This is a genomic window from Ralstonia chuxiongensis, from assembly GCF_024158925.1.
Classification (GTDB): Bacteria; Pseudomonadota; Gammaproteobacteria; order Burkholderiales; family Burkholderiaceae; genus Ralstonia; species Ralstonia chuxiongensis.
Genome location: NZ_JAMYWC010000007.1, coordinates 151,158 through 173,851, shown reverse-complemented (window position 1 = coordinate 173,851; position 22,694 = coordinate 151,158). Strand labels below are relative to the sequence as shown.

Annotated in this window: 21 protein-coding genes; 10 read left to right on the top strand and 11 right to left on the bottom strand. The window is 65.2% G+C overall.

The genetic code is table 11. The features are described from left to right. Nucleotides 1-8: 8 nt before the first annotated feature. Nucleotides 9-1,265, bottom strand: a complete 1,257-nt coding sequence (locus tag NKG59_RS22065; RefSeq protein ID WP_024977669.1) for a branched-chain amino acid ABC transporter substrate-binding protein — start codon at nucleotides 1,263-1,265, stop codon at nucleotides 9-11. A gap of 228 nt (nucleotides 1,266-1,493) precedes the next feature. Here NKG59_RS22065 and NKG59_RS22060 point away from each other — a divergent pair, with 228 nt between their 5' ends. The 3 genes from NKG59_RS22060 to NKG59_RS22050 all read left to right on the top strand — a co-directional run bounded on the left by NKG59_RS22060 (nucleotide 1,494) and on the right by NKG59_RS22050 (nucleotide 4,176). After that, a complete protein-coding gene (locus NKG59_RS22060; protein ID WP_253541440.1) occupies nucleotides 1,494-2,159 on the top strand; it encodes a TetR/AcrR family transcriptional regulator in 666 nt (221 codons plus the stop codon). Nucleotides 2,160-2,200: 41 nt separating this feature from the next. Further along, complete coding sequence (locus NKG59_RS22055) at nucleotides 2,201-3,646, top strand: MFS transporter (RefSeq protein ID WP_253541436.1); 1,446 nt, start codon at nucleotides 2,201-2,203, stop codon at nucleotides 3,644-3,646. Nucleotides 3,647-3,741: 95 nt separating this feature from the next. After that, nucleotides 3,742-4,176, top strand: coding sequence for an HIT family protein (locus tag NKG59_RS22050; protein WP_253541433.1), 435 nt, complete (start codon nucleotides 3,742-3,744; stop codon nucleotides 4,174-4,176). 9 nt (nucleotides 4,177-4,185) lie between these two features. On the opposite strand, the gene NKG59_RS22045 is transcribed toward NKG59_RS22050, so the two are convergent. The 4 genes from NKG59_RS22045 to NKG59_RS22030 all read right to left on the bottom strand — a co-directional run bounded on the left by NKG59_RS22045 (nucleotide 4,186) and on the right by NKG59_RS22030 (nucleotide 10,174). Next, nucleotides 4,186-7,365 carry an efflux RND transporter permease subunit gene (locus NKG59_RS22045; protein ID WP_253541432.1) on the bottom strand — a complete coding sequence of 1,060 codons (3,180 nt, stop codon included), beginning with the start codon at nucleotides 7,363-7,365 and terminating at the stop codon, nucleotides 4,186-4,188. A gap of 11 nt (nucleotides 7,366-7,376) precedes the next feature. After that, a complete protein-coding gene (locus NKG59_RS22040; RefSeq protein ID WP_253541429.1) occupies nucleotides 7,377-8,567 on the bottom strand; it encodes an efflux RND transporter periplasmic adaptor subunit in 1,191 nt (396 codons plus the stop codon). Nucleotides 8,568-8,591: 24 nt separating this feature from the next. After that, entirely contained in the window at nucleotides 8,592-9,794 is a 1,203-nt protein-coding gene (locus NKG59_RS22035) for a TolC family protein (protein ID WP_253541426.1), read from the bottom strand. Between the two features lie 68 nt (nucleotides 9,795-9,862). Continuing rightward, nucleotides 9,863-10,174 (bottom strand): hypothetical protein, encoded by a 312-nt coding sequence (locus NKG59_RS22030; protein ID WP_253541424.1) that lies wholly within the window; start codon nucleotides 10,172-10,174, stop codon nucleotides 9,863-9,865. A gap of 194 nt (nucleotides 10,175-10,368) precedes the next feature. On the opposite strand from NKG59_RS22030, the gene NKG59_RS22025 reads away from it, so the two are divergent. Further along, nucleotides 10,369-11,043 (top strand): heavy metal response regulator transcription factor, encoded by a 675-nt coding sequence (locus NKG59_RS22025; protein ID WP_253541419.1) that lies wholly within the window; start codon nucleotides 10,369-10,371, stop codon nucleotides 11,041-11,043. An 8-nt stretch (nucleotides 11,044-11,051) separates the two neighbouring features. Then, nucleotides 11,052-12,461 carry a heavy metal sensor histidine kinase gene (locus NKG59_RS22020; protein WP_315862609.1) on the top strand — a complete coding sequence of 470 codons (1,410 nt, stop codon included), beginning with the start codon at nucleotides 11,052-11,054 and terminating at the stop codon, nucleotides 12,459-12,461. Nucleotides 12,462-12,469: 8 nt separating this feature from the next. Here NKG59_RS22020 and NKG59_RS22015 read toward each other — a convergent pair whose 3' ends face one another. Beyond that, nucleotides 12,470-12,832: a DUF2917 domain-containing protein gene (locus NKG59_RS22015; protein WP_045203446.1), complete on the bottom strand. Its 363-nt coding sequence runs from the start codon at nucleotides 12,830-12,832 to the stop codon at nucleotides 12,470-12,472. 252 nt (nucleotides 12,833-13,084) lie between these two features. On the opposite strand from NKG59_RS22015, the gene NKG59_RS22010 reads away from it, so the two are divergent. Further along, entirely contained in the window at nucleotides 13,085-14,041 is a 957-nt protein-coding gene (locus NKG59_RS22010) for a TauD/TfdA dioxygenase family protein (RefSeq protein WP_253541404.1), read from the top strand. A 2-nt stretch (nucleotides 14,042-14,043) separates the two neighbouring features. Here the strand turns inward: NKG59_RS22010 and NKG59_RS22005 are convergent, their stop codons facing one another. Continuing rightward, nucleotides 14,044-15,558 carry a M20 family peptidase gene (locus NKG59_RS22005; RefSeq protein WP_253541401.1) on the bottom strand — a complete coding sequence of 505 codons (1,515 nt, stop codon included), beginning with the start codon at nucleotides 15,556-15,558 and terminating at the stop codon, nucleotides 14,044-14,046. 302 nt (nucleotides 15,559-15,860) lie between these two features. On the opposite strand from NKG59_RS22005, the gene NKG59_RS22000 reads away from it, so the two are divergent. Then, on the top strand, nucleotides 15,861-17,279 hold the full coding sequence (locus NKG59_RS22000; RefSeq protein WP_253541398.1) for an aminotransferase-like domain-containing protein: 1,419 nt from the start codon (nucleotides 15,861-15,863) through the stop codon (nucleotides 17,277-17,279). Nucleotides 17,280-17,340: 61 nt separating this feature from the next. Further along, complete coding sequence (locus tag NKG59_RS21995) at nucleotides 17,341-17,778, top strand: DUF3005 domain-containing protein (protein ID WP_082076021.1); 438 nt, start codon at nucleotides 17,341-17,343, stop codon at nucleotides 17,776-17,778. Nucleotides 17,779-17,821: 43 nt separating this feature from the next. Here the strand turns inward: NKG59_RS21995 and NKG59_RS21990 are convergent, their stop codons facing one another. Next, nucleotides 17,822-18,556, bottom strand: coding sequence for an NUDIX hydrolase (locus NKG59_RS21990; protein WP_253541395.1), 735 nt, complete (start codon nucleotides 18,554-18,556; stop codon nucleotides 17,822-17,824). Between the two features lie 98 nt (nucleotides 18,557-18,654). On the opposite strand from NKG59_RS21990, the gene NKG59_RS21985 reads away from it, so the two are divergent. After that, nucleotides 18,655-19,698 (top strand): SPFH domain-containing protein, encoded by a 1,044-nt coding sequence (locus NKG59_RS21985; RefSeq protein ID WP_045203449.1) that lies wholly within the window; start codon nucleotides 18,655-18,657, stop codon nucleotides 19,696-19,698. Beyond that, the gene (locus NKG59_RS21980; RefSeq protein WP_253541392.1) at nucleotides 19,695-20,627 is read left to right on the top strand and encodes a diacylglycerol kinase catalytic domain-containing protein; all 933 of its coding nucleotides are present in this window, start codon (nucleotides 19,695-19,697) and stop codon (nucleotides 20,625-20,627) included. The genes NKG59_RS21985 and NKG59_RS21980 overlap by 4 nt, the downstream gene beginning before the upstream one ends. Nucleotides 20,628-20,676: 49 nt before the next feature. Here NKG59_RS21980 and NKG59_RS21975 read toward each other — a convergent pair whose 3' ends face one another. From NKG59_RS21975 to NKG59_RS21965, 3 genes are all read right to left on the bottom strand, one after another. After that, nucleotides 20,677-21,456 carry an enoyl-CoA hydratase gene (locus NKG59_RS21975; RefSeq protein WP_253541389.1) on the bottom strand — a complete coding sequence of 260 codons (780 nt, stop codon included), beginning with the start codon at nucleotides 21,454-21,456 and terminating at the stop codon, nucleotides 20,677-20,679. Next, entirely contained in the window at nucleotides 21,453-21,887 is a 435-nt protein-coding gene (locus NKG59_RS21970; RefSeq protein WP_253541386.1) for a MarR family winged helix-turn-helix transcriptional regulator, read from the bottom strand. Before NKG59_RS21970 ends, NKG59_RS21975 begins: the two co-directional genes overlap by 4 nt. Beyond that, on the bottom strand, nucleotides 21,884-22,694 hold an 811-nt coding region (locus tag NKG59_RS21965; protein ID WP_253541383.1), incomplete at its 5' end, for an alpha/beta hydrolase family protein. The genes NKG59_RS21970 and NKG59_RS21965, both read right to left, overlap by 4 nt.

Here is a 22,694-nt window from a genome sequence, read left to right as displayed (position 1 = left end):
TCACGCGATTACGACGCCGGACGCTTCATCTGGCACGACGTCGGCTGGGCCGCAAGGTGCGGTTCCAGCGTGACGTCGGTACGCCAGCCGTAGCCGGTGTTTTCCTGGTCGTACTTGATCTTCTTGCCGTCGGCCTTCACCCAGGTGGTCACGTACAGCGTCTGCTGCGCCTGGTGGTCGGTCTTGCGCATCTCGATCGGGCCGTTGAGGCCGTCGACCGTCATGCCTTCCATCACCTTGGCCACCTTGGCAGGCTCGGCTGAACCGCTGGTCTTGATGGCCTTGGCCAGGAAGGCGATGCCCGTGTAGACATCGGCGTTGAAGAAGTCGTCGTTGTACTTTTTCTTGAAGCCGTCGAGCACGGCGCTCGTCTTCGGGTTGCCGTCGTTCGGCGCGAAGTAGCTGATGACCTTCACGCGGTCTGCGCCGGAGGCGCCCATCGCCGTTGGCACACCGGTCGTACCTGCGTAGTACGTATAGAAATTGGTGGTGAGCCCCGCGTCCTTCGATGCGCGGATCAGCAGTGCCAGATCGCTCCCCCAGTTGCCCGTGATGACCGTATCGGCGCCGGACGCACGAATCTTCGCAACATATGGCGAGAAGTCCTTCACCTGCGCGAGCGGGTGCAGATCTTCACCCACCACCTGGATGTCCGGACGCTTGCGCTTGAGGTACTCCTTGGCCGCGCGCGCCACCTGGTGGCCGAACGAGTAGTTCTGGTTCAGCAGATAGACCTTCTTGATGTTCTGGTCCTTGGCGAGATAGCTCGTCAGGGCCTCCATCTTCATGTCGGAGTTGGCATCCAGACGGAAGTGCCAGTAGTTGCACTTGTTGTTCGTCATGTCCGGATCGACCGCCGCGTAGTTCAGATAAATGATCTCCTTGCCCGGGTTGCGGTCGTTGTACTTGGCGATGGCGTCCTGCAGCGCCATGCCAACGCTGGAGCCGTCGCCCTGCGCGACGTAGCGGATGCCCTGATCGGTGATCTGCTTGAGGATCGTCAGGCTTTCTTGCGGCGAAACCTTGTTGTCAAAGCCGACGACTTCAAACTTGGTGCCATTACCGCTCCAGTTCTGCTGGTTGGCCAGATCGGCCGCGTATTGCCAGCTGCGCAGCTGGTTCTGGCCCAGCGCGCCCATCAGCCCGGACAGCGGATCGATCCACGCGATCTTGACGGTCTCGGCGTGGACGGTGCTCGGGCAAAATGCGCCCGCGAATGTGCCAACTGCTGCCGCCGCGCACAGCGCGAGTCGGAATGCCTTCATGCAAATGTCTCCTGATGTCTTATCGTTTGACGCCGTGCAGAAGGCATCGTCGAGCATGGTTCTTGCACTGAACCGCAAACCAAGGCTTACGGTAGCTCGATCCTTCCATACACAAACGTATGTGCATGGTAGGAGTGCGTTTGTTGCCGTGTCAACCCGCGCAAACCTGGGGGCTCAGCACGATTTAAGCGCTGGACAGCCCCGCCAGCGGGGCTAGAATCCGCCTTCATGCCCAAGCCATCCCCGCAGATCGACGAACGCGACGAAGCCGTCGAAATCGATGCCGATTCCGCCTCCCCAGCCGCGCCGCGTGCGCAGCTCACGCCTGACGACTGGGTTCGCGCCGCCACCGACCTGCTTGTGACAAAGAGCATCGATGCCGTGCGCGTGGATGTGCTCGCCAAGCAGCTGGACGTGACGCGCGGCAGCTTCTACTGGCACTTCAAGAACCGCGACGATCTGCTGCACCAGGTATTGCAGGACTGGAGCGAGCGCACACGCGTGGGCCCCAAGCTGGAGCGGCAGAACCCGTCAGTGCAGGGGCTCGTGCGCGATCTGCTCGCGCTACCGTTTCGCGGACGCAGCGCCCGCCGCACAGCCATGATCGAATTTGCCATCCGTGCCTGGGCGCGGCGCGACCCGATGGCGCAAGAAGCCGTTGAAGCCGTCGACGAACATCGTATGGATTACTACGTCCAGCATTTCCAGGCGATCGGCTTTGCGCGCAAGGACGCCAAGACGCGCGCCTTCATGCTGTACGCCTACCAACTTTCCGAAGCCTCGCTCTGGCACCAGGGCAGCAAACCCGACAAGGACGCGCGCCGCCGCTTCTTTGAAGACACGCTGCTCGCGGGCGCACCCTCTGACGGTTCGGCCGCGCCGTCGCGGGAATAAATCGTGCTGCATGGGGCGCATTCCACTTTGAGTGCGCCGCGATGCCCGAATCGCCAGCCTTTCACACCTCCGACCTGCCCAGCCGGCTCGATCGCCTGCCGTGGAGCCGCTTTCACACGCGCGTGGTCATTGCGCTGGGCATTACGTGGCTGCTAGACGGCCTGGAGGTGACGCTGGCCGGCGCTGTGGCGGGCGCCCTCAAGCAAAGCCCCTCGCTGCATCTCACCAACGCGCAGGTCGGCATCGCCAGCAGCGCATACCTGGTCGGTGCGGTGTTCGGCGCACTGCTGTTCGGCTGGATGACGGATCGACTGGGCCGCCGCAAGCTGTTCTTCATCACCCTGGGCGTCTACATCCTGGCCACGCTGGCGACAGCGTTTTCGTGGAGCTTTGCCAGCCTCGTCGTGTTTCGCGTGCTCACAGGCGCAGGCATCGGCGGTGAATACGCGGCCATCAACTCGACCATCCAGGAGCTGACGCCGGCACGCGTGCGCGGCTGGACGGATCTCGCCATCAACGGCACGTTCTGGATCGGCGCCGCGTTGGGCGCAGGCGCGTCATTGTGGCTGCTGGACCCGGCGCACATGAGCCTCGACACCGGCTGGCGGCTGTGCTTCTTCATCGGCGCCCTGCTGGGGCTCATCATTCTGGTGATGCGTTTCTGGATTCCGGAAAGCCCGCGCTGGCTCATCACGCGCGGACGGCACGAAGAAGCGCAAACCATCGTGCAGGACATCGAAAGCGAAATCGCCGCGCGCGGCCATCGCTTCGATACCGCGCCGCTGCCAGCATTGCGCATGCGCAGCCGCAGCCATCCACGCTTGATGGAAGTCGCGCGCGTCCTGTTCGTGCAGCACCGGCAACGCGCGCTGGTGGGCCTCGCGCTGATGGCGGCACAGGCGTTTTTCTACAACGCGATTTTCTTCACCTACGCGCTGGTGCTGACCGATTTCTATGACGTGCCCGCAACGAAGGTCGGCACATATCTGCTGCCGTTCGCACTGGGCAATTTTCTCGGGCCGCTGCTGTTGGGGCGATTGTTTGACGTGGTTGGCCGGCGCACGATGATTGCCGCGACCTACGCCATCAGCGGTGTGCTGTTGCTGGTGAGTGGCGCACTGTTCAAGGCAGGCGTGCTAGATGGCACCACGCAGACCATCGCGTGGACCGTGGTGTTCTTCTTTGCGTCGGCCGCCGCCAGCTCGGCGTACCTGACGGTGAGCGAAACCTTTCCGCTGGAGGTGCGCGCGCTGGCCATCGCGCTGTTCTATGCCGTGGGCACGGGGCTTGGCGGCGTGGCCGGGCCGGCGCTGTTCGGCTGGCTGATCGATACGCACTCGCGCGGTGCCGTGTTCGGCGGCTATGCGTTTGGCGCGGTGCTGATGTTGCTGGCCGCCGCTGTGCAGGCTTGCTGGGGGACAGCGGCCGAACGCAAACCGCTAGAACACGTGGCTGCGCCGCTGTCGGTTGACGACAGCCCGGCTTGATCTGCGCCAAACCTACCCCATGCGCGCCGTCGCCGGTCGCCTATATACTTTCGCGCAGCGCTTTCCCGTGCATTTCCCGCTTATTGGAGACACCCATGCCTGACGCGACTTACGACAACCAGAATATCTTCGCCAAGATCCTGCGCGGCGAGCTGCCCTGCATCAAGGTGTACGAAGACGACCACACGCTTGCCTTCATGGACATCATGCCGCAGGCCGACGGCCACGTGCTCGTGCTGCCCAAGGAAGGCGCGGCAGAGCTGTTCGACCTGTCCGATGACGCTGCATCGGCCGCCATCCGCACCACGCGCAAGCTGGCGCGCGCCGTGCGTGCTGCGTTCACGCCGCCGGGCATCGCAGTCTTCCAGCTCAATGGCAGCGCTGCGGGGCAGACGGTGCCGCACGTGCACTTTCACGTGCTGCCGCGCTACAGCGATACCCCGCTGCAACCGCACGCCCGCGTGCAGGCCGACAGCGACAAGCTCAAGGCCCACGCCGAGAAAATCATCGCCGCACTGCAAGCGGAGTAAGCGCCACCGTCACGGCGCAGCGGACGGCACTGCCGAATCTGCCTGCGCCGTGGCGCCTTCTCGCCCATCCTCCCGTCGATAGGCCAGCCGGTACAGCACCGGCAGCACCAGTAGCGTCAGCGCCGTCGACGACAGAATCCCGCCGATCACCACCGTTGCCAGCGGACGCTGCACCTCCGCGCCCGTGCCGGTTGCCAGCGCCATCGGAACGAAGCCGAGCGATGCCACCAGCGCGGTCATCAGCACCGGGCGCAAGCGTGTGAGCGCACCCTCACGCACGGCCTCGTCGACCGACTGCCCGCTTTCGCGCAGGCTGCGGATAAAGCTCAACATCACCAGCCCGTTGAGCACTGCCACGCCCGACAACGCGATGAAACCCACCGCCGCTGAGATCGACAGCGGAATACCGCGCAGCGCCAGCGCCAGAATGCCGCCCGACAGCGCAAACGGAATGCCCGAGAACACGAGCAAACCATCCTTCAGATTGCCGAACATCATGAACAGCAGCGTGAGCACCATGGCCAGCGCCAGCGGCACCACGATCTGCAGGCGCTCAGTGGCTGACTGCAGCTGTTCGAACTGCCCGCCCCACGCCATCCAGTAACCGGCCGGCAGACGCACCTGCGCATCGAGCACCGCCTGCGACTCTTCCACAAACGAGGCAATGTCGCGCCCGCGCACATTGGCGCTGACGACGATGCGGCGCTTGCCATCTTCGCGGCTGACCTGGTTGGGACCCGTGGCCTCGTTGAGAGTGGCGACATCCGAGAGCGGCACGTAACCCTGCCCGTTGGGCAACGCCAGCGGCAAGCGGCCCAGTGCAGCCGGGTCGCTGCGTGAGGTTTCCGGCAGGCGCACGACAATGCCGAAACGACGGTCGCCCTGGAACACCGTGCCCGCATCCTTACCGCCAATGGCTGCGGACACCGTGTCCTGAATCGCCCCGATGGAGAGGCCGTAGCGCGCAGCCTTGTCACGATCGATGTCGACGTTCAAGAAAGGCAGTCCGCCGGTCTGTTCGATCTTCACCTCCGTTGCGCCTGTCAGTTTGCCGAGCTGCGCGGCAATGATCCTGGCCTGCGCTTCCAGCACGCCCATGTCGTCGCCGAAGAGCTTGACGGCCACATCGCTGCGTACGCCGGAGATCAATTCATTGAAGCGCAACTGAATCGGCTGTGAGAACTCGTATGCATTGCCGGGCAGTGCTTCCACCGTGGTACGAATGTCGGTGAGCAATTGGTCACGGTTGCGACGCTTGCCGTCGGGGCCGGCAGGCCAGTCGCGCTCGGGCTTGAGCATGATGTAGCCGTCGGAGATGCTGGGCGGCATCACGTCGGTCGCGACTTCCGCCGTGCCGGTGCGCGCGAAGACACGCTCGATCTCGGGAAACTTCGCCTTGAGCGCGCGCTCGATCTGCATCTGCATGTCCAGCGATTGCGCGAGGCCCGTGCCCGGCACGCGCATCGCCTGGATGGAAAAATCGCCCTCGTTCAGGTTGGGGACGAACTCCGCGCCCAGGCGGGTGGCAGCCACCAGCGAGACCGATACGGCCACCGCTGCAAACGTCAGCACCACGGCGGGCGCGGCCAAGACGCGCTCAAGCAGCGGCACATACATGCGGCGCGCCCAGCCCATCAGGCGGTTCTCTTTCTCAGCCACGCGTTCGCCAATGAACAACGCCACGGCAGCCGGCACAAACGTGATGGAGAGAATCATGGCCGCAGCCAGTGCCAGCACGACCGTGATCGCCATCGGGTGGAACATCTTGCCCTCCACACCCGAGAGCGCAAAGATCGGCAGGTACACCACCATGATGATGAGCTGCCCATACAGCAGCGGGCGGCGCGCCTCGCGGGCGGCTTCGAACACCTCTTCAAAGCGCTCGGCGCGCGTGAGCGGTCGACCGCGCAATTCCTGCGCATGCGCAAGGCGCCGCACGCAGTTCTCGACGATCACCACGGCGCCGTCAACGATGATGCCGAAATCCAGCGCACCCAAACTCATCAGGTTGGCGCTCACCTTGGCCGACACCATGCCGCTGAACGTCATCAGCATCGACAACGGAATCACCAGCGCGGTCAGCAAGGCTGCACGCAGGTTGCCCAGGAAGAGAAACAACACCGCCATCACCAGAATCGCCCCTTCCAGCAGGTTTTTCTTAACCGTGGCGATGGCCTTGTCGACGAGCACCGTACGGTCATACACAGACTCCACACGAATGCCCGCCGGCAGCGTCTTGCGAATCTCCTGCATGCGCTTGTCCACGGCCTGCGAAACGGTGCGGCTGTTCTCACCCATCAACAGAAACGCCGTGCCCAGCACCACCTCGCGCCCGTTGCTGGTAGCCGCACCCGTGCGCAGCTCGCTGCCGCTTTCGATGGTCGCAACGTCACGCAAGCGCACCGGCGTGCCGTTGGGGCTGGCGAGCACCACGTTGCCGATGTCGGCCGCATCACGCAACTGTCCGGGCGCGCGCACAAGGTATTGCTCGCCCTTGCGTTCGATGTAACCAGCGCCGATGTTGGCGTTGTTGCGCTCAAGCGCGGCCACCACATCGGCCAAGGTGAGCTTGTACGAAGCCAGGCGTTCCGGGCTTGTTGCCACCAGGAATTCCTTTGCGAAGCCGCCGATGGTGTTGACTTCCGTCACGCCCGGCACGTTGCGGATCTGCGGACGGATCACCCAGTCCTGCAACTCGCGCAAGTCTGCGGGGGTGTAGGCAGTGCCGTCGGGCTTGCGTGCGTTGGCATCGGCCTCCACGGTCCACAAGTAGATTTCGCCCAGGCCGGTGGAAACGGGCCCCATGCTTGGCGAAATGCCATCGGGCAATTGCTCCTTCGCAGCCTGCAGGCGCTCGCTCACCAATTGGCGCGCGAAGTAGATGTCGGTGCCTTCCTTGAAGATCACCGTCACCTGCGACAGGCCGTAGCGCGAGAGCGAGCGCGTCTGCTCCAGCTTCGGCAAGCCGGCCATGGCAGTTTCCAGCGCATAGGTGATGCGCTGTTCAGTCTCCAACGGCGAGTAACCCGGTGCTGGGGTGTTGATCTGCACCTGCACGTTCGTGATGTCAGGCACCGCATCGATGGACAGGCGCGTATAGCTGTACGCGCCAAACGCGGCGGCCGCCAGCACGGCCAGTAGCACCAGCCAGCGCTGCGCGATGACGGTCCGCAAGAGGCGTTCAAACATGGCGCCTCCCTTTAGTGGCCGTGGTCGGCGGACTTGCCGGCTTCGGCCTTCAGCACGTAGCTGTTGGCTGCGGCGTAGTGCGTGCCAGCGGGAAGACCCTCCAGGATTTCCGTCCACCTGCCGTCAGTGCGGCCTGTCTTGACGGGACGCACTTCAAAACCGGTCGGCACGGGCACGAACACCGACGGCTTGTCATCCACGGTCTGCACGGCATCGGCGCGCACCGCCACGGGCACCTGCACACGCCCCGATTCAACCGACACGTTGACGAACATGCCCGGGCGCCATGCCAGCTTGGGATTGTCAAGCGTCACGCGGGCGGGCGCGGTGCGGGTCTGCTCGCCCAGCAATGCGCCAACGTACGAAACTTTGCCTTGCACGGCGGTGCCGGTGGCCGTGGCGCGCACGGTGGCCAAGGCGTTGGCCGTGACCGCCTCCAGATCCTTTGCAGTAACGGAGAAATCCGCCCACACGGTGCGCAGATCAGCCACGGTAAACACGGCCGTTTCCGCCTGCACCGCTTCGCCCTGCGACAGGTGCTTGGCCACCACCACGCCATCAAACGGTGCACGCAGCTCGAAACGATTCAACGCCGAACCGGCTGGCGCGGCACCAATGGCCGTCAGCTTTTGGCGAGCGTTGTCTGCCGCAATGCGGGCTTCCTGCAGCGATGTACGCGCCTGCTGGTAATCCTGTTCGGCGGCGATGCCCTGCTCCCACAAGCGCTTTTCGCGCGTGTGCGTTTCCTGCGCGAGCGCAAGGCGTTGCTGGGCCGCCTGCAGTTCGCTGCGTTGATCCGACAGTGCGGGGCTGGACAGCACGGCCAGCAGTTGGCCGCGCGCCACCGGTTGGCCAAGCTCCACCGTTACCTTCTCGGCCACGCCCGCCACACGGGGGACCACGTGGGCGGTGCGGTCTTCGTTCAGGCGAATTTCACCGGGTAGAACGACCTCCGTTCGCAGTTCGGCTGCGCCTGCGGTTTCCACGCCGATCTTTGCATTGGCGATGGCGTCTGCCGTCATGGCAAGCGTTTCGGCGTGGGGTGCCTCGGCCCGCTCGGCAGCGGCGGGTGCAGGTGCCGCCTCGGCCTCGGACGTCGCAGCCTGGCGCGCACCCATGCCGAACCACAGCCCGGCAGCGGCCAGCGCACCCAGCACGACGATGAGCGCGATGGCGCGCCGTTGTTTCGGTGGAAGTGTCATGTCAGCGGAAAGAAAGAGGTCGCACTACCGGCCGAGGATGCGATCGATACCGGCGGCCGCCTGATGCGCGCGGGACAGCGCAGCCAGGTATTGCGCGCGCGCCTGGAACAGCGTGCGCTGGGCGTCCAGCACATCGAGAAAATTGAATTTGCCGGCATCAAAGCCAATGCGTGCGGCGTCATACGCGCGCTGCGCACCGGGCAACACGTCTTGCCGCAGCGACTGCACGGCGGCGCGCGCCGCGTCGAGCCGCGCTACGTCCTGCGCGAGCGTGGCGTTCTGCTCAAGCTGCAGCGCGCGATAGTCTTCAAACGCCTTGTCGGCCAACCACTGTGCTTCGAGCTGGCTGCCCTGGTTGCGATCAAACAGCGGCAAAGGCACGGCAATGCCGAGCACCGCCATGTTGTTGTTCGCGGCGCTGTCGCGCTTGGCGCCCACCGTGAGCGTCACATCGGGCACGCGCTTGCTGCGCTCCACCTTGGCGAGCGCCTGGCGCCGGTCGATCTCCAGACGGGCGCGGATGGCGCGGGGCGAGTTTTCCAGCGTGCCAGTCGCTTGGCGTGCCTCTGGCGGCACGACGGGCAACGTCTCTGCGCTGCCATCGGCTTGGGGCACCGCAGAAGGCGAGCCCCAGAAGGCCGCCAATGCGCGCTGGGCGACCAGCAGCTCGGCATTAGCGTCACGCAGTTCGATGGCGGCACTTGCGCGGGCCACGCCAGCCTTGGTTTGCTCCACCGGCGACACTTTTCCCGCCTGCACACGCCGCGCGGCCGCGGATTCGGCCTGGGCCGCCAACGCATCCGACGCCTGCGCGAGCACCAGGCGCTCCTGCGCAATCACGAGGTCGAAGAAGGCCCGCGTGACATCCGCACGCAACTCGGCCTGCAGCACGGCGGCATCTTGCGCCGTCGCGTCTCGGGCGATTTCTGCGGCGCGCGTACGGGCACCGCGCTTGCCGCCCAGTTCCAATGGGATATTCAGTTGCGCCGTCATCGTGGCGCGGTCGCGACGAACGTCTTCTGTCGTGAAGGCGGCTTCGGGATTGCGCAGTCGGCGGGCTTGGTCGAGCGCGCCTTCACTGGCGGCCACTTCATAGCCGGCTGCGGCCAGCGCCGGATGCGACTGCACCGCGCGTTCAACGGCTTGCTGCAGCGTCACGCGTTCGGATGACGCAGCCGCAGGCCCACCGGGCATAGAAAGCGCCACCGGTGCGACGGGGTCAGTCACTGCTGCGGTGGCCAGCGGGGCAGCCAGAAGACACAAAAGGACCGCCCCGGCGGGCTGGAAACAACGCATTACGCAATCGCGCCGTCGGTGTACGGATCGCGTGCGCCAGTCTTTGCACCATCGGTGTAGGGGTCACGGGCGCCGACGCGAGCCTCGAGCACCGTTTGTGCTGCACCGTCCGTGTACGCATCGCGGGCGCCGGTCTTGCCGCCATCGGTGTACGGGTCACGCGCGCCGGCCTTGGCCAGCGGTGCGGCCATCGACTTGATCTGCGGAGCGCAGCAGGCACCTTGATTGTCTTGCGCTGCCACGGCCGTGCCGGTTGCCAGCATTGCGGCCAGTGCAGCCAGGGGAAGCACGCGTTGGAATCGAATCGCCATGAGAATCTCCTTCAAAAGGCCTGACATCAGCAAGCAGGAAAGGGGGGGCGATGTCAGTGGGGCCAGTCTAGGGAGCGGTGCACCACGCGGGCATGACTCGAAGATGACAAACTTGTCATCTTTGTGCCGCCGTCTGGGGTTTTGGCATATCGTGGCGGCACTGGCGGGGCATCAAGCGCACGCCATTTTTCATCATGCGACTGCTGATTGTTGAAGACGAGCCCAAGGCGGGCGATTACCTCCTCAAGGGACTGACGGAATCCGGCTTTGTGGCCGACCTCGCCCGCACGGGCCCCGATGGTCTCTTCCAGGCCATGGAGCATGACTACGACCTGATCGTGCTCGACATCATGCTGCCCGGCATGGACGGCTGGCAGGTGCTGCAGGAACTGCGCCGCCGCAAGAGCACGCCGGTGCTGTGCCTGACCGCACGCGACGAACTGGCCGACCGCCTGAGAGGCCTGGAGCTGGGCGCTGACGATTACCTCGTCAAACCCTTCGCCTTTGCCGAACTGGTGGCGCGTGTGCGCACCATCCTACGGCGCGGCCCGCTGCGCGAAAGCGAGATCCTCGAAATTGCCGACCTGACGATCGACACGATCAAACGCCGCGTGACACGTGCAGGACAACGCATCGACCTGACCGCCAAGGAATACGCGCTGCTGCATCTGCTGGCACGCCGCGCGGGGGAGGTGCTGTCGCGATCGCTGATCGCCTCGCAGGTGTGGGATGTGAATTTCGACAGCAACACCAACGTGGTGGATGTATCGATCCGGCGATTGCGCGCCAAGGTGGACGACCCGTTCGAGCACAAGCTGATCCACACGTTGCGCGGCATGGGCTACGTGCTGGACGCGGTGGATCGCTGATGAGGCCGCTGATGCGCTGGCCTGCATCGCTTGCCAGCAGGCTTGTGCTGGCGTTTGTGGTGGTGGCATCCGTCACGCTCACGGCGGCCGGCACGTATCTGTACTTCGCGCTCAACGCGCAACTGCGCGCGACTGACGACGCGATGCTGCTCGGCAAGATCACGCAGCTGCGCCATTTGGCCAGTGAGGCGCTCAACGCCGACGATCTGGCGCGCACCGCGCACCGCTATACCGATGTGGTGTCGGGCCACGATGGGCTGATCCTGCGCATTGCTACGCCCGAAGGCCGCACGCTCGTTGAGGTGAACCCCGAGGGCGAACAGGTGACGATGCCGCCGGTGGTTGCGGCTGCGGTGCCGCCGTCGGAGTCTTCCGTACAGACTTGGACGTCGATGACGGGCATGGGATCGCGCGCCGTGGCTGCGGAAGCATGGCTGGGGCAGAACACCGCAAAAGTCATCGTGCTGGTGGCGCAGGATGGCGACAGCCGCGCAGCATTGCTGACCAAATACCAGCGCCACATCGTGTTTTCCGTGATTGGCGGTGTGGCAGCGGTGGCGCTACTGAGCCTGTTGCTCGTGCGCGGCACGCTGCGCGGGTTGGCACGCATCGGAAATCAGGCAGCGGCCGTGGTGCCGAGCCAGCTTGATACACGCCTCACGCTGCAGGGCGCGCCACGTGAGCTGGCTGACTTGCTGGCATCGCTCAACGCCATGCTCACGCGCCTGCAGGATGGCTTTGCGCGGCTCTCGCAGTTCTCGGCAGACCTGGCGCATGACTTCCGCACACCGCTGGCCAATCTGGTGGGCCAGACTGAAGTGACGCTCGCCCACCCGCGCACGGTCGAGGAATACCGCAGCGTGCTCGAATCCAACCTGGAGGAATACGCGCGCCTGTCGCACATGATCGAAGACATGCTGTTCCTGGCACGCGCGGACCACGCACGCGTGGCGCTGTCCATCGCGCCGCTGGGTGCACGGCACGAGGTGCAGGTGCTGGTCGACTACTTCGAGGCGGTAGCTGCTGACCGTGACATCACCATCGACGTGCGCGGCGATGCGCAACTGCGCGCAGATGCGACGTTGCTGCGCCGGGCGATCAACAACCTGCTCGACAACGCGCTGCGTCACACGCCCGCCGGAGCGCGCATCGACGTAGCGATCGAGTTGATGCCGCAGGGCATCGCAATTGCCGTGAGCAACCCGGGGGCAGGCATTCCGGCCCCCGCCCTGCCGCTGCTGTTCGAGCGGTTCTATCGGGGCGACCCCTCACGAGCGCAATCCGGGGCGCAGTCAAGCCAGTCCACTGGGTTGGGACTGGCCATCGTCAAAACCATCATGGACCTGCACGGCGGTAGCGTGCAGGCCAGCAGCCCGCCGGGTGGGCGGACCGAGTTCCGGCTCGTGTTTCCGGCTTGACGCAAGGCTTAGGTGCCAATCCGCTGTGCCGACGGCGTACGCGCAGCATCTTGCCCGTCGTCGCGCAGAATCTGCCGATACGCAGCCACCACCAGCAAACCGATGAAGCGCAGCAGGCGGCGCGGGGCGTTGATGTCTTCGGTCACGGCAAAGCGCGCCGGCGTGCCGTCAACCGGTTCACCGGAAAGCCAGAAGCGCACGCCCGCCGGTACATCGATCGACTGGCCTGGCTTGAGCCAGATGTCCTGCCGCTGATGCTCTTGCGTGACCCACAACAGCCCGGCTTGTGCGGCGATGGTTTGGGCCCGTGCCGACCGCCAGCTCACCGGCACGCCCGGCCGGTCCAGTTCGAAGATTCTGATTTCGCGCATGATTGAGACTCCTGTGCCGGGGTTCGTGGTGGATTTTTATGGGGACTGCGGATCGGCACGGTTCCATCTTGCGCGGCAGCTCAAGCCGTTGACATGAACAGTTGTGAACAGTTTGGCTGAACTGTTCAGCATCTTTCGCGAACAGTTCAGTGCAGTGACGGACAGAACTGCATTTGGATATGTCAAACCGTTCGTTTTCCGTTGGGCGCCGGCTGGCTAGCATGGTCCATCGCCATTCCTGACGGAGCTGCCATGCCACACGACCACAACGCCGCCATCGACACCACGTTTGGCACCCTGCGCGTACGCCGGGTGGCCGGCCACATCGGCGGGGAGGTTCTCGATCTCAAGCTCGGCGCGGATCTGACGGAAGACGCGTTTGCGAGCCTGTATGCCGCGCTGCTCAAATACAAGGTGTTGTTCTTTCGCGACCAGCAGCATCTGGACGACGACGAGCATCAGGCCTTCGGCAAGCGTTTCGGCCGCATCGTCGCCCACCCGACCGTGCCGGCGCCCACCGGCACGCGACTATTTGAACTTGACGCATCAAAGGGCGGGGGCCGTGCCGATTCCTGGCACACCGACGTGACGTTTCTCGATGCGTTTCCGAAGGTGTCGATCCTGCGCGCGGTGACGATTCCCGCTTACGGTGGCGACACCGTCTGGGCCAACACCGCCCGCGCCTACGAGCAGTTGCCCGACCCGCTCAAGCAGCTTGCCGAGCAACTCTGGGCCGTGCACACCAACGATTACGACTACGGCGCCGAGCGCACGCAGATTGACGGCGCACGCCTGCGCCATCACCGCGAGGTGTTTACCGCCTCGGTATATGAAGCCTCGCACCCGGTGGTGCACGTGCACCCCGAGACCAGCGAACGCGCCCTGCTGCTCGGCCACTTCGCCAAGCGCTTCACCGGCCTGTCGGGCAGCGAATCGACGCGCTTGTTCGAGCTGCTGCAGAACCGCGTGACGCGGCTCGACAACACCGTGCGCTGGCAATGGCGCCAGCACGACGTCGCCATCTGGGACAACCGCGCCACGCAGCACTACGCCATCAACGATTACGGCAACCAGCCGCGCTTGGTACGCCGCGTGACCGTGCACGGCGACACAGCCATCTCAGTAGACGGCAGCCGCAGCACGCAACTGCGCCGCCCCGAAGCCACCAACGACGCGCACATCGACACGCTGCTGGCGGCCTCGCACTGACATCAAGCCCCAGCCGCCTGCTGCACCAACCGGTGGTAGAACCGGATCAGCTCCACCAGATTGGCCTCGGTGATCCGCTCGTTGGTGCCGTGAAAGCGCGGCAAGTCTTCCGGCTTGGCGCGCACCGGCGAGAACCGATACACATGGTCGGCAATCTCGATCATGTGACGCGAATCCGTCGCCCCGATCATCAGCCCGGGCGCCACGACCGTGCCCGGGAACAGTTCGCGCACCGTCTTGTTGATCAACTGATACGACGCCGATTGCGTGGGCGACACCGGCGAGGCCTCGCTTGAACCCGGCAGCCGGCTCAGTTCGAACTTGCCGTTGGGCGCTGCCACCTTGGCGGCATCTTCCACGTGCGCGGTGACGGATGCGATGGTGTCGCCGGGCAGCAGGCGAAAGTTGACCGTGGCCTCGGCGCGGCCGGGCAGCACGTTGTCCTTGTTGCCAGCCTGCACGATGGTCAGCGCGGTGGTGGTGCGCAGCATGGCGTTGGAGCTGGCCGACGCTTCCAGCTGCTTCTGCACCAGCGGCCCGAACAGCCACAGGTTGGACAGCGCCACGCGGCTGAAACCCTGCATCTCAGGCGCCAGCGTTGCAAACATCTCCTGTGCAACACCGCGAATGCCGGCGGGCAATTGATCGTCATCCAGCCGCTTGAGCGTGGCGCTCATCATGGCGATGGCGCTCTGCCCGTGCGGCGGCGGCATCGACGAATGCCCCGGCGTGGCCCCGACCTTGAGCTGCACGGAGAGAAAGCCCTTCTCTGCCACACCGATCAGCGCCGCAGGTTTGGTGAGCCCCGGCAGCACGCCTTCGGTAATCAGCAGGCCTTCGTCAATCACGAAGTCGAGACGCTCGCCGCGCGATTTGAGCAGCGCGGCGATCTGCTTGGCGCCGCGCTCACCGCCCACTTCCTCGTCGGCGCCAAAGGCCAGGTGGATGGTGCGGCGTGGCTTGAAGCCGCTGGCGGCCAGCAGCTCGATGGCCTCCATCTGCGAGATCAGGTTGCCCTTGTCGTCCCACGCGCCACGGCCCCAGACCATGCCGTCTTTCACCACGCCGTCGAAGGGCGGCTGGGTCCAGTCGCCCTCGGTGCCCGGGGCGATGGGCACGACGTCCTGGTGCGCCATCAGCATGATGGGCTTTAGCGACGGGTCGGAGCCCTTCCAGGTGTAGAGCAACGCAAAGTCGCCCACTTGCTCACGCTGCAGCACGGCATGCGCTTTGGGATAGCGAGCCTCGAGCATGGCGTGCAACTGGCGGAACTGGTCGGCGTTCAGTTGCGCATCGGTCGCGCTCGACACGGTGCGTGCGCGTACGGCTTCGGCCAGGTGCGCCGCAGCGGCTGGGCCATCTACTGCGACCGGCGTGACAGCGGGCACATCGAGCTGGCGCGAGCTGTGCCGCCACGTGTTGAACGCCACGTAAGCGGCCACCAACACCACAACCGCAATGACCAGGCGCAACAGCCGCCCGATGACGGCTCCACGGCGTTTGAACGACGTACCCATTTGTCTCCTCTCCTTTGAAGGTGCATGGCCTTCGCCCGATTTATATGCGCCGGGCGTAAGGCGCCAGTATCGCCGCAGTCGCTTGTATCCGGTGGGCTTCCGAATGCGGCCTCAAAACGCGCGAAAGAAAGGGCCGGCTCCCCTTTTTACGGAGCCAGCCCGGCGCATCGTCCCGAGGAGAATGCGGCCCGCCGCGTGATAACCCGCACCATCGCGTTCTGGCGTGTTTGGCTACAATGCCCTGAACAGTACTGAACAGTTGGCCGCATCTGTTCATAAGCTTCCAGACTCGCCTCTACGCCATGAAACTCCTCATCGATGCCACCACCCGCGTGCCGATTGCCGACCAGATCGTGGCCGGCGTGCAGGCGTGGATCCGCGACAACGACGTGCGCCCCGGCGCCAAGCTGCCATCGATCCGGCAATTGGCGGCCGATTACGGCATCAGCCGCTTCCCCGTGATCGAGGCGTATGACCGATTGGTCTCGCTGGGCCTGCTGGACTCGCGCCACGGCTCGGGCTTCTATGTGGCCGAGAGCAACCTGACCGGGCGCGACGGGCGCGGCTGGTCAGACCCGCGTCGGGCAGAGGCTGAGTCCAAACACATCTTCGAGCAGTTCAGTTACCCCGACGGCATGCTCAAGCTCGGCGGCGGGTTCGTGCCGGCCGACTGGCGCGATGTGGAAGGCCTGACGCAGGCCATCCGCCAGGTCTCTCGCACCGACACGCACGCGGTGATCGACTACTCCTCGCCGCTTGGCAACATGGCGCTGCGCCATCAGGTCATGATGCGGGCACGCCAGCTTGGTATCCAGGCGGAACTGCCCAATGTGTTGATCACCGCCGGCACGAGCCAGGCGATCGACCTTGTAATGCGGCACCTGCTCAAACCCGGCGACACGGTGTTTGTGGAAGACCCGGGCTACTACACCGTGTTCGGCCTACTGCGTTTGCATGGTGTGAAGCTGGTCGGCATTCCGCGCCGGAGCGACGGGCCCGACGTGGAAGTCACGGAAGCGATGCTGCGCGAACACCGGCCCAAGCTGTTCTTCATCAATAGCGTGCTGCAGAACCCGACCGGCTCGGTCGTGTCGCCGCCGGTCGCGTTTCGGCTGCTTGAGCTGGCGCGGCGCCACGGTTTCACGTTTCTGGAAGACGACATCTTTGCCGACCTGCAGGCCGATCCGACCGCGCGGCTGGCAACGCTGGACCAGCTCGACCAAGTGATCTACGTGGGCGGGTTTTCCAAGACGGTGTCGGCGTCGCTGCCGGTGGGCTACCTGATTGCCAAGCGCGAGCTGGTGCATGACCTGACCAACGTGAAGATGCTCACCAGCGTGGGCGGCTCGCGCTTTGCCGAGGCCGTGGTGAGCACGTTGCTTGAGCGCGGCGCCTATCGCAAATATGTGGAGCGGCTGCGCCAGCGCGCGGGTGACTCCGTCATCGCGTCGCTCGACGTGCTGGCCGATGCCGGCTGGGAAGTGTTTCACCATCCGTCGGGTGGCAACTTCCTGTGGGCGCGGGTGCCGCATGTGGAGGATTCGCGCGATCTGGCGGCCACCGCAGAGAAGCACGGCGTGACGTTGGCGCCCGGGCATTACTTCCGCCCGAACCTGGAGGTATCGCCGTGGGTGCGCATCAATAGCGCGTATGCAACGGAACCGCGTGCGGTGGCGTTCCTGCAGGAGGCAGGCAAACGGGCCACCCGCAAGCGCGCATAGACGCTGCGCTGGCATGACGGTTGCGGCAGGCTTGCCATCTGCTCTCACTCAGGAGCCCGTTATGCCCTCCGACAAGTTCCGTTCTGCCCGCCCGCCGCTGCAAGAAGCCGGCAAGGCAGGCAGCACCTATGTTCAAGGCCCCAGCCCAGCCGACCCCGTGCAGCAGGCATCACAGCGCATCCGCTCTGTGGATGCCGCCGGCACCGAAGCCTCCGGCAGCACCATCGACGCCGACGGCAAAAGCCAGGAGGCGGTCAAAGACTCATCGCCGTGGCAAGACAACGTCATCTACTCCAACGCGTCGCTGGCCAACACCAGGCCCGAGCCTGATCCGGAAGCGCCGATTGCCGGCATCGACAGCCGCCGCAGCCACGGACAGCCAACGGTAGCGCCCGACAGCGGACACAAGCTCGTGCACCGCGGAGTGGTTGACGAGACCGTGCGCAACGGCACGCGCGCGGCGCAGCGATTTTCTTTGGAAGACGACGAGCAACCTTAGCCTGGTGCGCTGCCCCCCTCTGTCACGGCACCCGTTACCCCGCTCAGGTATTTGAATCCCCCGCGCGCGGGCTGAAGGTGCGCGGAAAAACGACCGGCGCGCCGCGGTCAATCAGCCGGTAGCCCTTGGCGGGGCGGTACGAATCGCCTTCTGCCACGCCGGCCTCTTCCAGAAAATTGGCCGACAGCATTCGGGTGCGGAAGCCGCTTTTGTCGACCGGACGGCCGAGCACAATCTCATACATGCGCTGCAACTGCGGCAGCGAGAACGGCTCAGCCAGCAGAAACGCCGGCAGCGACGTGTATTCGACCTTGCTGCGCAGACGCTCGACGGCAGTGCGCAGGATCTCCGCGTGGTCGAAGGCCAGCTCTGGCGCGCGCAGTACATCGTCCACCGCAAACCATGCCACGTCAGCCGCATTGGCGCCCTTGGCAAGCATCACGCCCTGCGCCGGCATCAACGCAAAGTAGACGTGCGTGGCCGACCAGCCGCGCGGGTCGCGCGTGGCCCCGCCCCAACTGCCCAACTGCTCCAGATACGGGCTGCCCACGCTGGTCTTCTCCAGCAGCTTGCGGCGCGCGCAGTCTTCCAGCGTGGCATCGACGGCCGTATCGACAAATCCGCCGGGCAGCGCCCATGCGCCGGGAAAGGGCTCCCCTTCCGCATTGGGGCGCTGGACGAGCAGCACGCGCAATACGTCATCCAGCACCGTGAAGATGACGACATCCACGGTGGTGAACGGCAGTGGGAAGGACTTGGCAGACGATCGGGTGGCCATGACGGATCACAAATTTCTTGACGGCCTCAATAGTAAGTTGTATTGTCCAACCCATACAAGTTGTACTGTACAACTCAAACACAAAAAGGGAGGTCACCATGTTCGGCATCCGTTTCATCAAGTCGCAGCCCACCGTTCACCTCATGCAGTTCCGCGCCGGCAAGGTCGTGCGCGAAGGCTCGGGCCTCTCGTTCTTCTATTACGGCCCGACAACCACGCTGGTGGCCGTGCCGGTGGCCAGCCAGGACCGCCCGTTCATCCTTGAACTGGTGACAGCCGATTTCCAGAGCGTGACCGTGCAGGGTCAGGTGACATACCGCATCAGCGACCCGCGCCGCACCGCCGCGATGATGGATTTCTCGCTCGCCAGGAACGGCCAGAGCTACGTGTCGGAAGACCCGAAGCGCCTGGGCGACCGCGTGGCGCAGCAAGTGGAAGTGATCGTGCAGCAGGCCGTGCAGGCGATGGAGCTGAAGGCAGCGCTGCGCGCATCGGCGGCCATCGCGCGCACCGCACAAGCCGAACTGGCGGCGCAGCCTGAAATTGCTGCGTTGGGGCTGGAGATCCTGGGCGTGTCCGTCATGGCGGTCAAGCCGACGCCCGACATCGCCCGCGCGCTGGAAGCCGAAGCGCGTGAATCCAACCTCAAGGCCGCGGACGACGCCGTCTATTTGCGCCGCATGTCGGCCGTGGAAAACGAACGCGCCATCCGCCAGAACGAGCTGGACACCGACATCGCCGTCGAGCAGAAGAAGCGTCAGATTCGCGAGACGCAGATGGAAGCCAAGGCCACGTTGATGCGCAAGGAGAATGCCCTGCGCAACGAGCAGATGGCCGCCGATGTGGAACTCGAAGGTCAGCGCAAGGCCTTCGTGGCCGGCCAGGCCGAGAACAGCCGCACGCTGGCCGAAGCCGAGGCTTACCGCGTGGCCGCCGTCATGCAGGCGCTGGAAAAGGCCGACCCGCGCATCGTCAACGCGCTTGCAGCAGCCGGCATGCAGCCTGGCCAGCTCATCGCACAGGCCTTTGGCGGCATTGCCGAACGTGCCGAACGCATCGGCCAGCTCAACGTGTCGCCAGAACTGCTGCAAGGGCTGATGAACGCCACCGCCACCAATGCCACTGCAAGGGCCGCATCATGAGCACCGATGGCCGCAAGGTCGTGCTGGTCACGCGCCGCACCCGGCTTGAAGAGCTGGTGGCGCGCCACCACACGCTGGCGCAGGCAAAGTTCTATCTCGAACACCTGGGCGCCGACTTTTCCGACTACGTGGCCGAGAACGCCGCCTACGCGCGCAGCCTCGAAATCACCGTGCGCGCGCTGGAAGCCTGGGGCCGCTACCAGGTGGTGGACCGCGGCTACCTGCCCAACTTCATCTTTGCGCCGGACGACATCATCGTGGCGCTTGGGCAAGATGGGCTGGTCGCCAACTCGATGAAGTATCTCGACGGCCAGCCGCTGATCGGCCTGAACCCCGAGCCGGGCCGCTGGGACGGCGTGCTACTGCCCTTCGAGCCGAAAGACCTTGGCACCGTGCTAGCCGACGTAGCGCGCGACAAGCGCCCCACCAAAGCCGTGACGATGGCCGAAGCGCGTCTGTCCGACGGACAGGTGCTGCGCGCCGTCAACGACCTCTTCATCGGCCCGCGCACGCATGCGTCTGCGCTGTACGAAATCGAGCTGGGCGAGCGGCGCGAAGCGCAATCGTCGTCGGGGATCATCGTCGCCACGGGGTTGGGTTCAACGGCGTGGCTGAAGAGCATCGTGACGGGTTCGATGGGCGTTGCGCGCGCCATGCATGCGGGCGGCGATGGCTTCCGCTACGAACCCGAACCGTGGGACGCCCCACAACTGACGTTCGCCGTGCGCGAGCCGTTTCCGAGTCGCGCATCGCAGGCCACGCTCGTGTTCGGGCATGTGGATGCGGACCAACCGCTCAAGCTGCGCTCGCGCATGCCTGAGAACGGTGTGATCTTTTCCGATGGCATGGAAGCCGATTACCTGCGCTTTACCGCCGGCATGGAAGCGACGATTTCCGTGGCGGCCACGCAAGGGCGATTGGCGGTTTGAATGAAAAAAGGCGGCCGGACCAGGGCCGCCGAAGGAGACACCGCCGCGCTCAGTGCGCCACGGCGTTGAAATTGGGCGGCCGTCGATCGACGAACGCCCGGAAGGCTTCATGCGCCTCCGGAGACTTCAGGCGCTGCGCAAAGCAGGCGCTCTCCGCATCCATCTGCTGCTTGAGCAGTTCGGCATCGCGCATCAGCCGCTTGGTTTCGGTCAGGGCGCCCAGCGGCTGGCGCGCCAAACGCGCCGCAATGGCCTCCGCCTCCGTGCCGAGCTGATACAGCGGCACCACCCGATTCGCCAAGCCCCACGCGAGCGCCGATTCCGCGCTCACCGCATCGCCCAGCGCGAACATCTCGAACGCGCGCACATGGCCCAGGCGCGCGGGCATCAGCAGGCTCGATGCCGCTTCCGGCACCAGCGCCAGATTGACGAACGGCGTGGAAAGCTGCGCGTTGTCCGCCAAGAGCACGAAGTCGCAATGCAGCAGCATGGTCGTGCCGATACCGACCGCGCGGCCCTGCACTGCCGCCACCAGCGGGCGCGTGGCGCGCGCCAGCGCATGCAGGAAACGGATGACGTTGCGCTCGCCATCGCCCTTGCCGCCGGTCATGGCAATCGATGCGAATTCGCCGATGTCGTTGCCTGCGGAAAACATGTCGCCTTCAGCGCGCAGCAGCACCACGCGCACGGCGTTGTCACGCTCGACAGCGTCCAGCGCATCGGCCAGCGCGCCGTACATTGCATCGGTCATGGCGTTCTTCTTGTCAGCGCGTGCCAGGGTGAGCGTCAGCACGCCATCGGCGTTGCGGCTCTGGATGTGTTCACTCATTGCTCGTCTCCGTTGGGGAACTTGGTTTGCAGGCTGGCGAGCCAGCGTGCGACAACATCGATCTCGGCGTCGGTAAAACCTTCGGTCAGCCGCGCGTTCAGTTCGGCCAGGCCGGTGCGTGTTTTTGCCAAGGCTTCGCGGCCGGCGGGCGTAATCCAGAGCTGCCACGCGCGTCCATCCTTGGCATCGGCGCGGCGCTCGATCAGGCCGGCGTCGGAGGTACGATCGACCAGCCCGCTCATCGCAGAGGGGCCGAGGTCCAGCGCGGCACCGGCTTCGCGCATCAACGCGCCGTCGTTCTTTTCCAGGAAGAACAGCAGGCCAGACTGCGCGGCGGTCACACCCTCGGCGGTGCGCGTTTGAATCCAGCGCTGCAAGCGGCGTTGCCCGACGCTGATCAGATAGACAAGGCGACGATCAGGCGCGGTCATGCGGCCACCGCTTCAGCGCGCGTGGCTGCAGCTCGCTCGCTCAGCCAATCCACCAGACCTGGCCACAGCGTGGCGGCGAACTGCGCGCGGAAGAAGCCCATGTGCCCCACCGCGCCACCGGCCTGCGCGGGCGCGATCTGCCGGCGTTCGACCCACGTGTTCGTGAAATGCATCGTCAACGCGTTGATGGCGGCGGGCGTGGCCCACGGGTCGTCGTCAAAGCCATAGACGAGCACGGGATGCGTCACGCGGTTGAAGCGCTCGATGGCGCCGAGCGTCGGGTCGTCGAAAAAGTAGCGCTGCATGCCAGCCCACGCGCCCCATTCGATGGCGACGCCGCCCGGCAGGTCTTCGCCCAGGCCCAGGCGCTTGCCAGGCACGTAACCGATCAGCCGCGCCATCAGTGGCCCAACGCCGCGCAGGATCAACTCCACGCGCCAACGTTCGCCGCGTTGACGGATAAAGCGCGAGTTGCCCGTGTGGCAGGCCACCTGCACAACACCCGCGACATCCCAGTCCGCACTGCACAAGCCGATGGCGTGACCGCCCACCGAATGCCCGACCGCGAGTTGCGACAGCTCCGGGTACCGTGCCCTTGCCCATCGCATCACGCCTTCGGCGTCGAGCAGGGCCCAGTCGCGCATGCGGGCAGCAAAGCGGCGCAGGCTCTTGGGCCGGGATGCGCCGATGCCGCGGTAGTCATACGTGATGGTGTGGAAGCCGCGTTCGGCCAGAAACTTGGCGAACGCTTGGTAGATGCGTTGCGGCACGCCCGTGGCCGGATGCATGACCACCACGCCCTGCGGC

Excerpts from the sequence above, each read along its gene's own strand:
- NKG59_RS22065 (WP_024977669.1), bottom strand. The coding sequence starts at position 1,265 with ATGAAGGCATTCCGACTCGCGCTGTGCGCGGCGGCAGCAGTTGGCACA.
- NKG59_RS22060 (WP_253541440.1), top strand. The coding sequence starts at position 1,494 with ATGCCCAAGCCATCCCCGCAGATCGACGAACGCGACGAAGCCGTCGAA.
- NKG59_RS22055 (WP_253541436.1), top strand. The coding sequence starts at position 2,201 with ATGCCCGAATCGCCAGCCTTTCACACCTCCGACCTGCCCAGCCGGCTC.
- NKG59_RS22050 (WP_253541433.1), top strand. The coding sequence starts at position 3,742 with ATGCCTGACGCGACTTACGACAACCAGAATATCTTCGCCAAGATCCTG.
- NKG59_RS22045 (WP_253541432.1), bottom strand. The coding sequence starts at position 7,365 with ATGTTTGAACGCCTCTTGCGGACCGTCATCGCGCAGCGCTGGCTGGTG.
- NKG59_RS22040 (WP_253541429.1), bottom strand. The coding sequence starts at position 8,567 with ATGACACTTCCACCGAAACAACGGCGCGCCATCGCGCTCATCGTCGTG.
- NKG59_RS22030 (WP_253541424.1), bottom strand. The coding sequence starts at position 10,174 with ATGGCGATTCGATTCCAACGCGTGCTTCCCCTGGCTGCACTGGCCGCA.
- NKG59_RS22025 (WP_253541419.1), top strand. The coding sequence starts at position 10,369 with ATGCGACTGCTGATTGTTGAAGACGAGCCCAAGGCGGGCGATTACCTC.
- NKG59_RS22015 (WP_045203446.1), bottom strand. The coding sequence starts at position 12,832 with ATGCGCGAAATCAGAATCTTCGAACTGGACCGGCCGGGCGTGCCGGTG.
- NKG59_RS22010 (WP_253541404.1), top strand. The coding sequence starts at position 13,085 with ATGCCACACGACCACAACGCCGCCATCGACACCACGTTTGGCACCCTG.
- NKG59_RS22005 (WP_253541401.1), bottom strand. The coding sequence starts at position 15,558 with ATGGGTACGTCGTTCAAACGCCGTGGAGCCGTCATCGGGCGGCTGTTG.
- NKG59_RS22000 (WP_253541398.1), top strand. The coding sequence starts at position 15,861 with ATGAAACTCCTCATCGATGCCACCACCCGCGTGCCGATTGCCGACCAG.
- NKG59_RS21995 (WP_082076021.1), top strand. The coding sequence starts at position 17,341 with ATGCCCTCCGACAAGTTCCGTTCTGCCCGCCCGCCGCTGCAAGAAGCC.
- NKG59_RS21990 (WP_253541395.1), bottom strand. The coding sequence starts at position 18,556 with ATGGCCACCCGATCGTCTGCCAAGTCCTTCCCACTGCCGTTCACCACC.
- NKG59_RS21985 (WP_045203449.1), top strand. The coding sequence starts at position 18,655 with ATGTTCGGCATCCGTTTCATCAAGTCGCAGCCCACCGTTCACCTCATG.
- NKG59_RS21980 (WP_253541392.1), top strand. The coding sequence starts at position 19,695 with ATGAGCACCGATGGCCGCAAGGTCGTGCTGGTCACGCGCCGCACCCGG.
- NKG59_RS21975 (WP_253541389.1), bottom strand. The coding sequence starts at position 21,456 with ATGAGTGAACACATCCAGAGCCGCAACGCCGATGGCGTGCTGACGCTC.
- NKG59_RS21970 (WP_253541386.1), bottom strand. The coding sequence starts at position 21,887 with ATGACCGCGCCTGATCGTCGCCTTGTCTATCTGATCAGCGTCGGGCAA.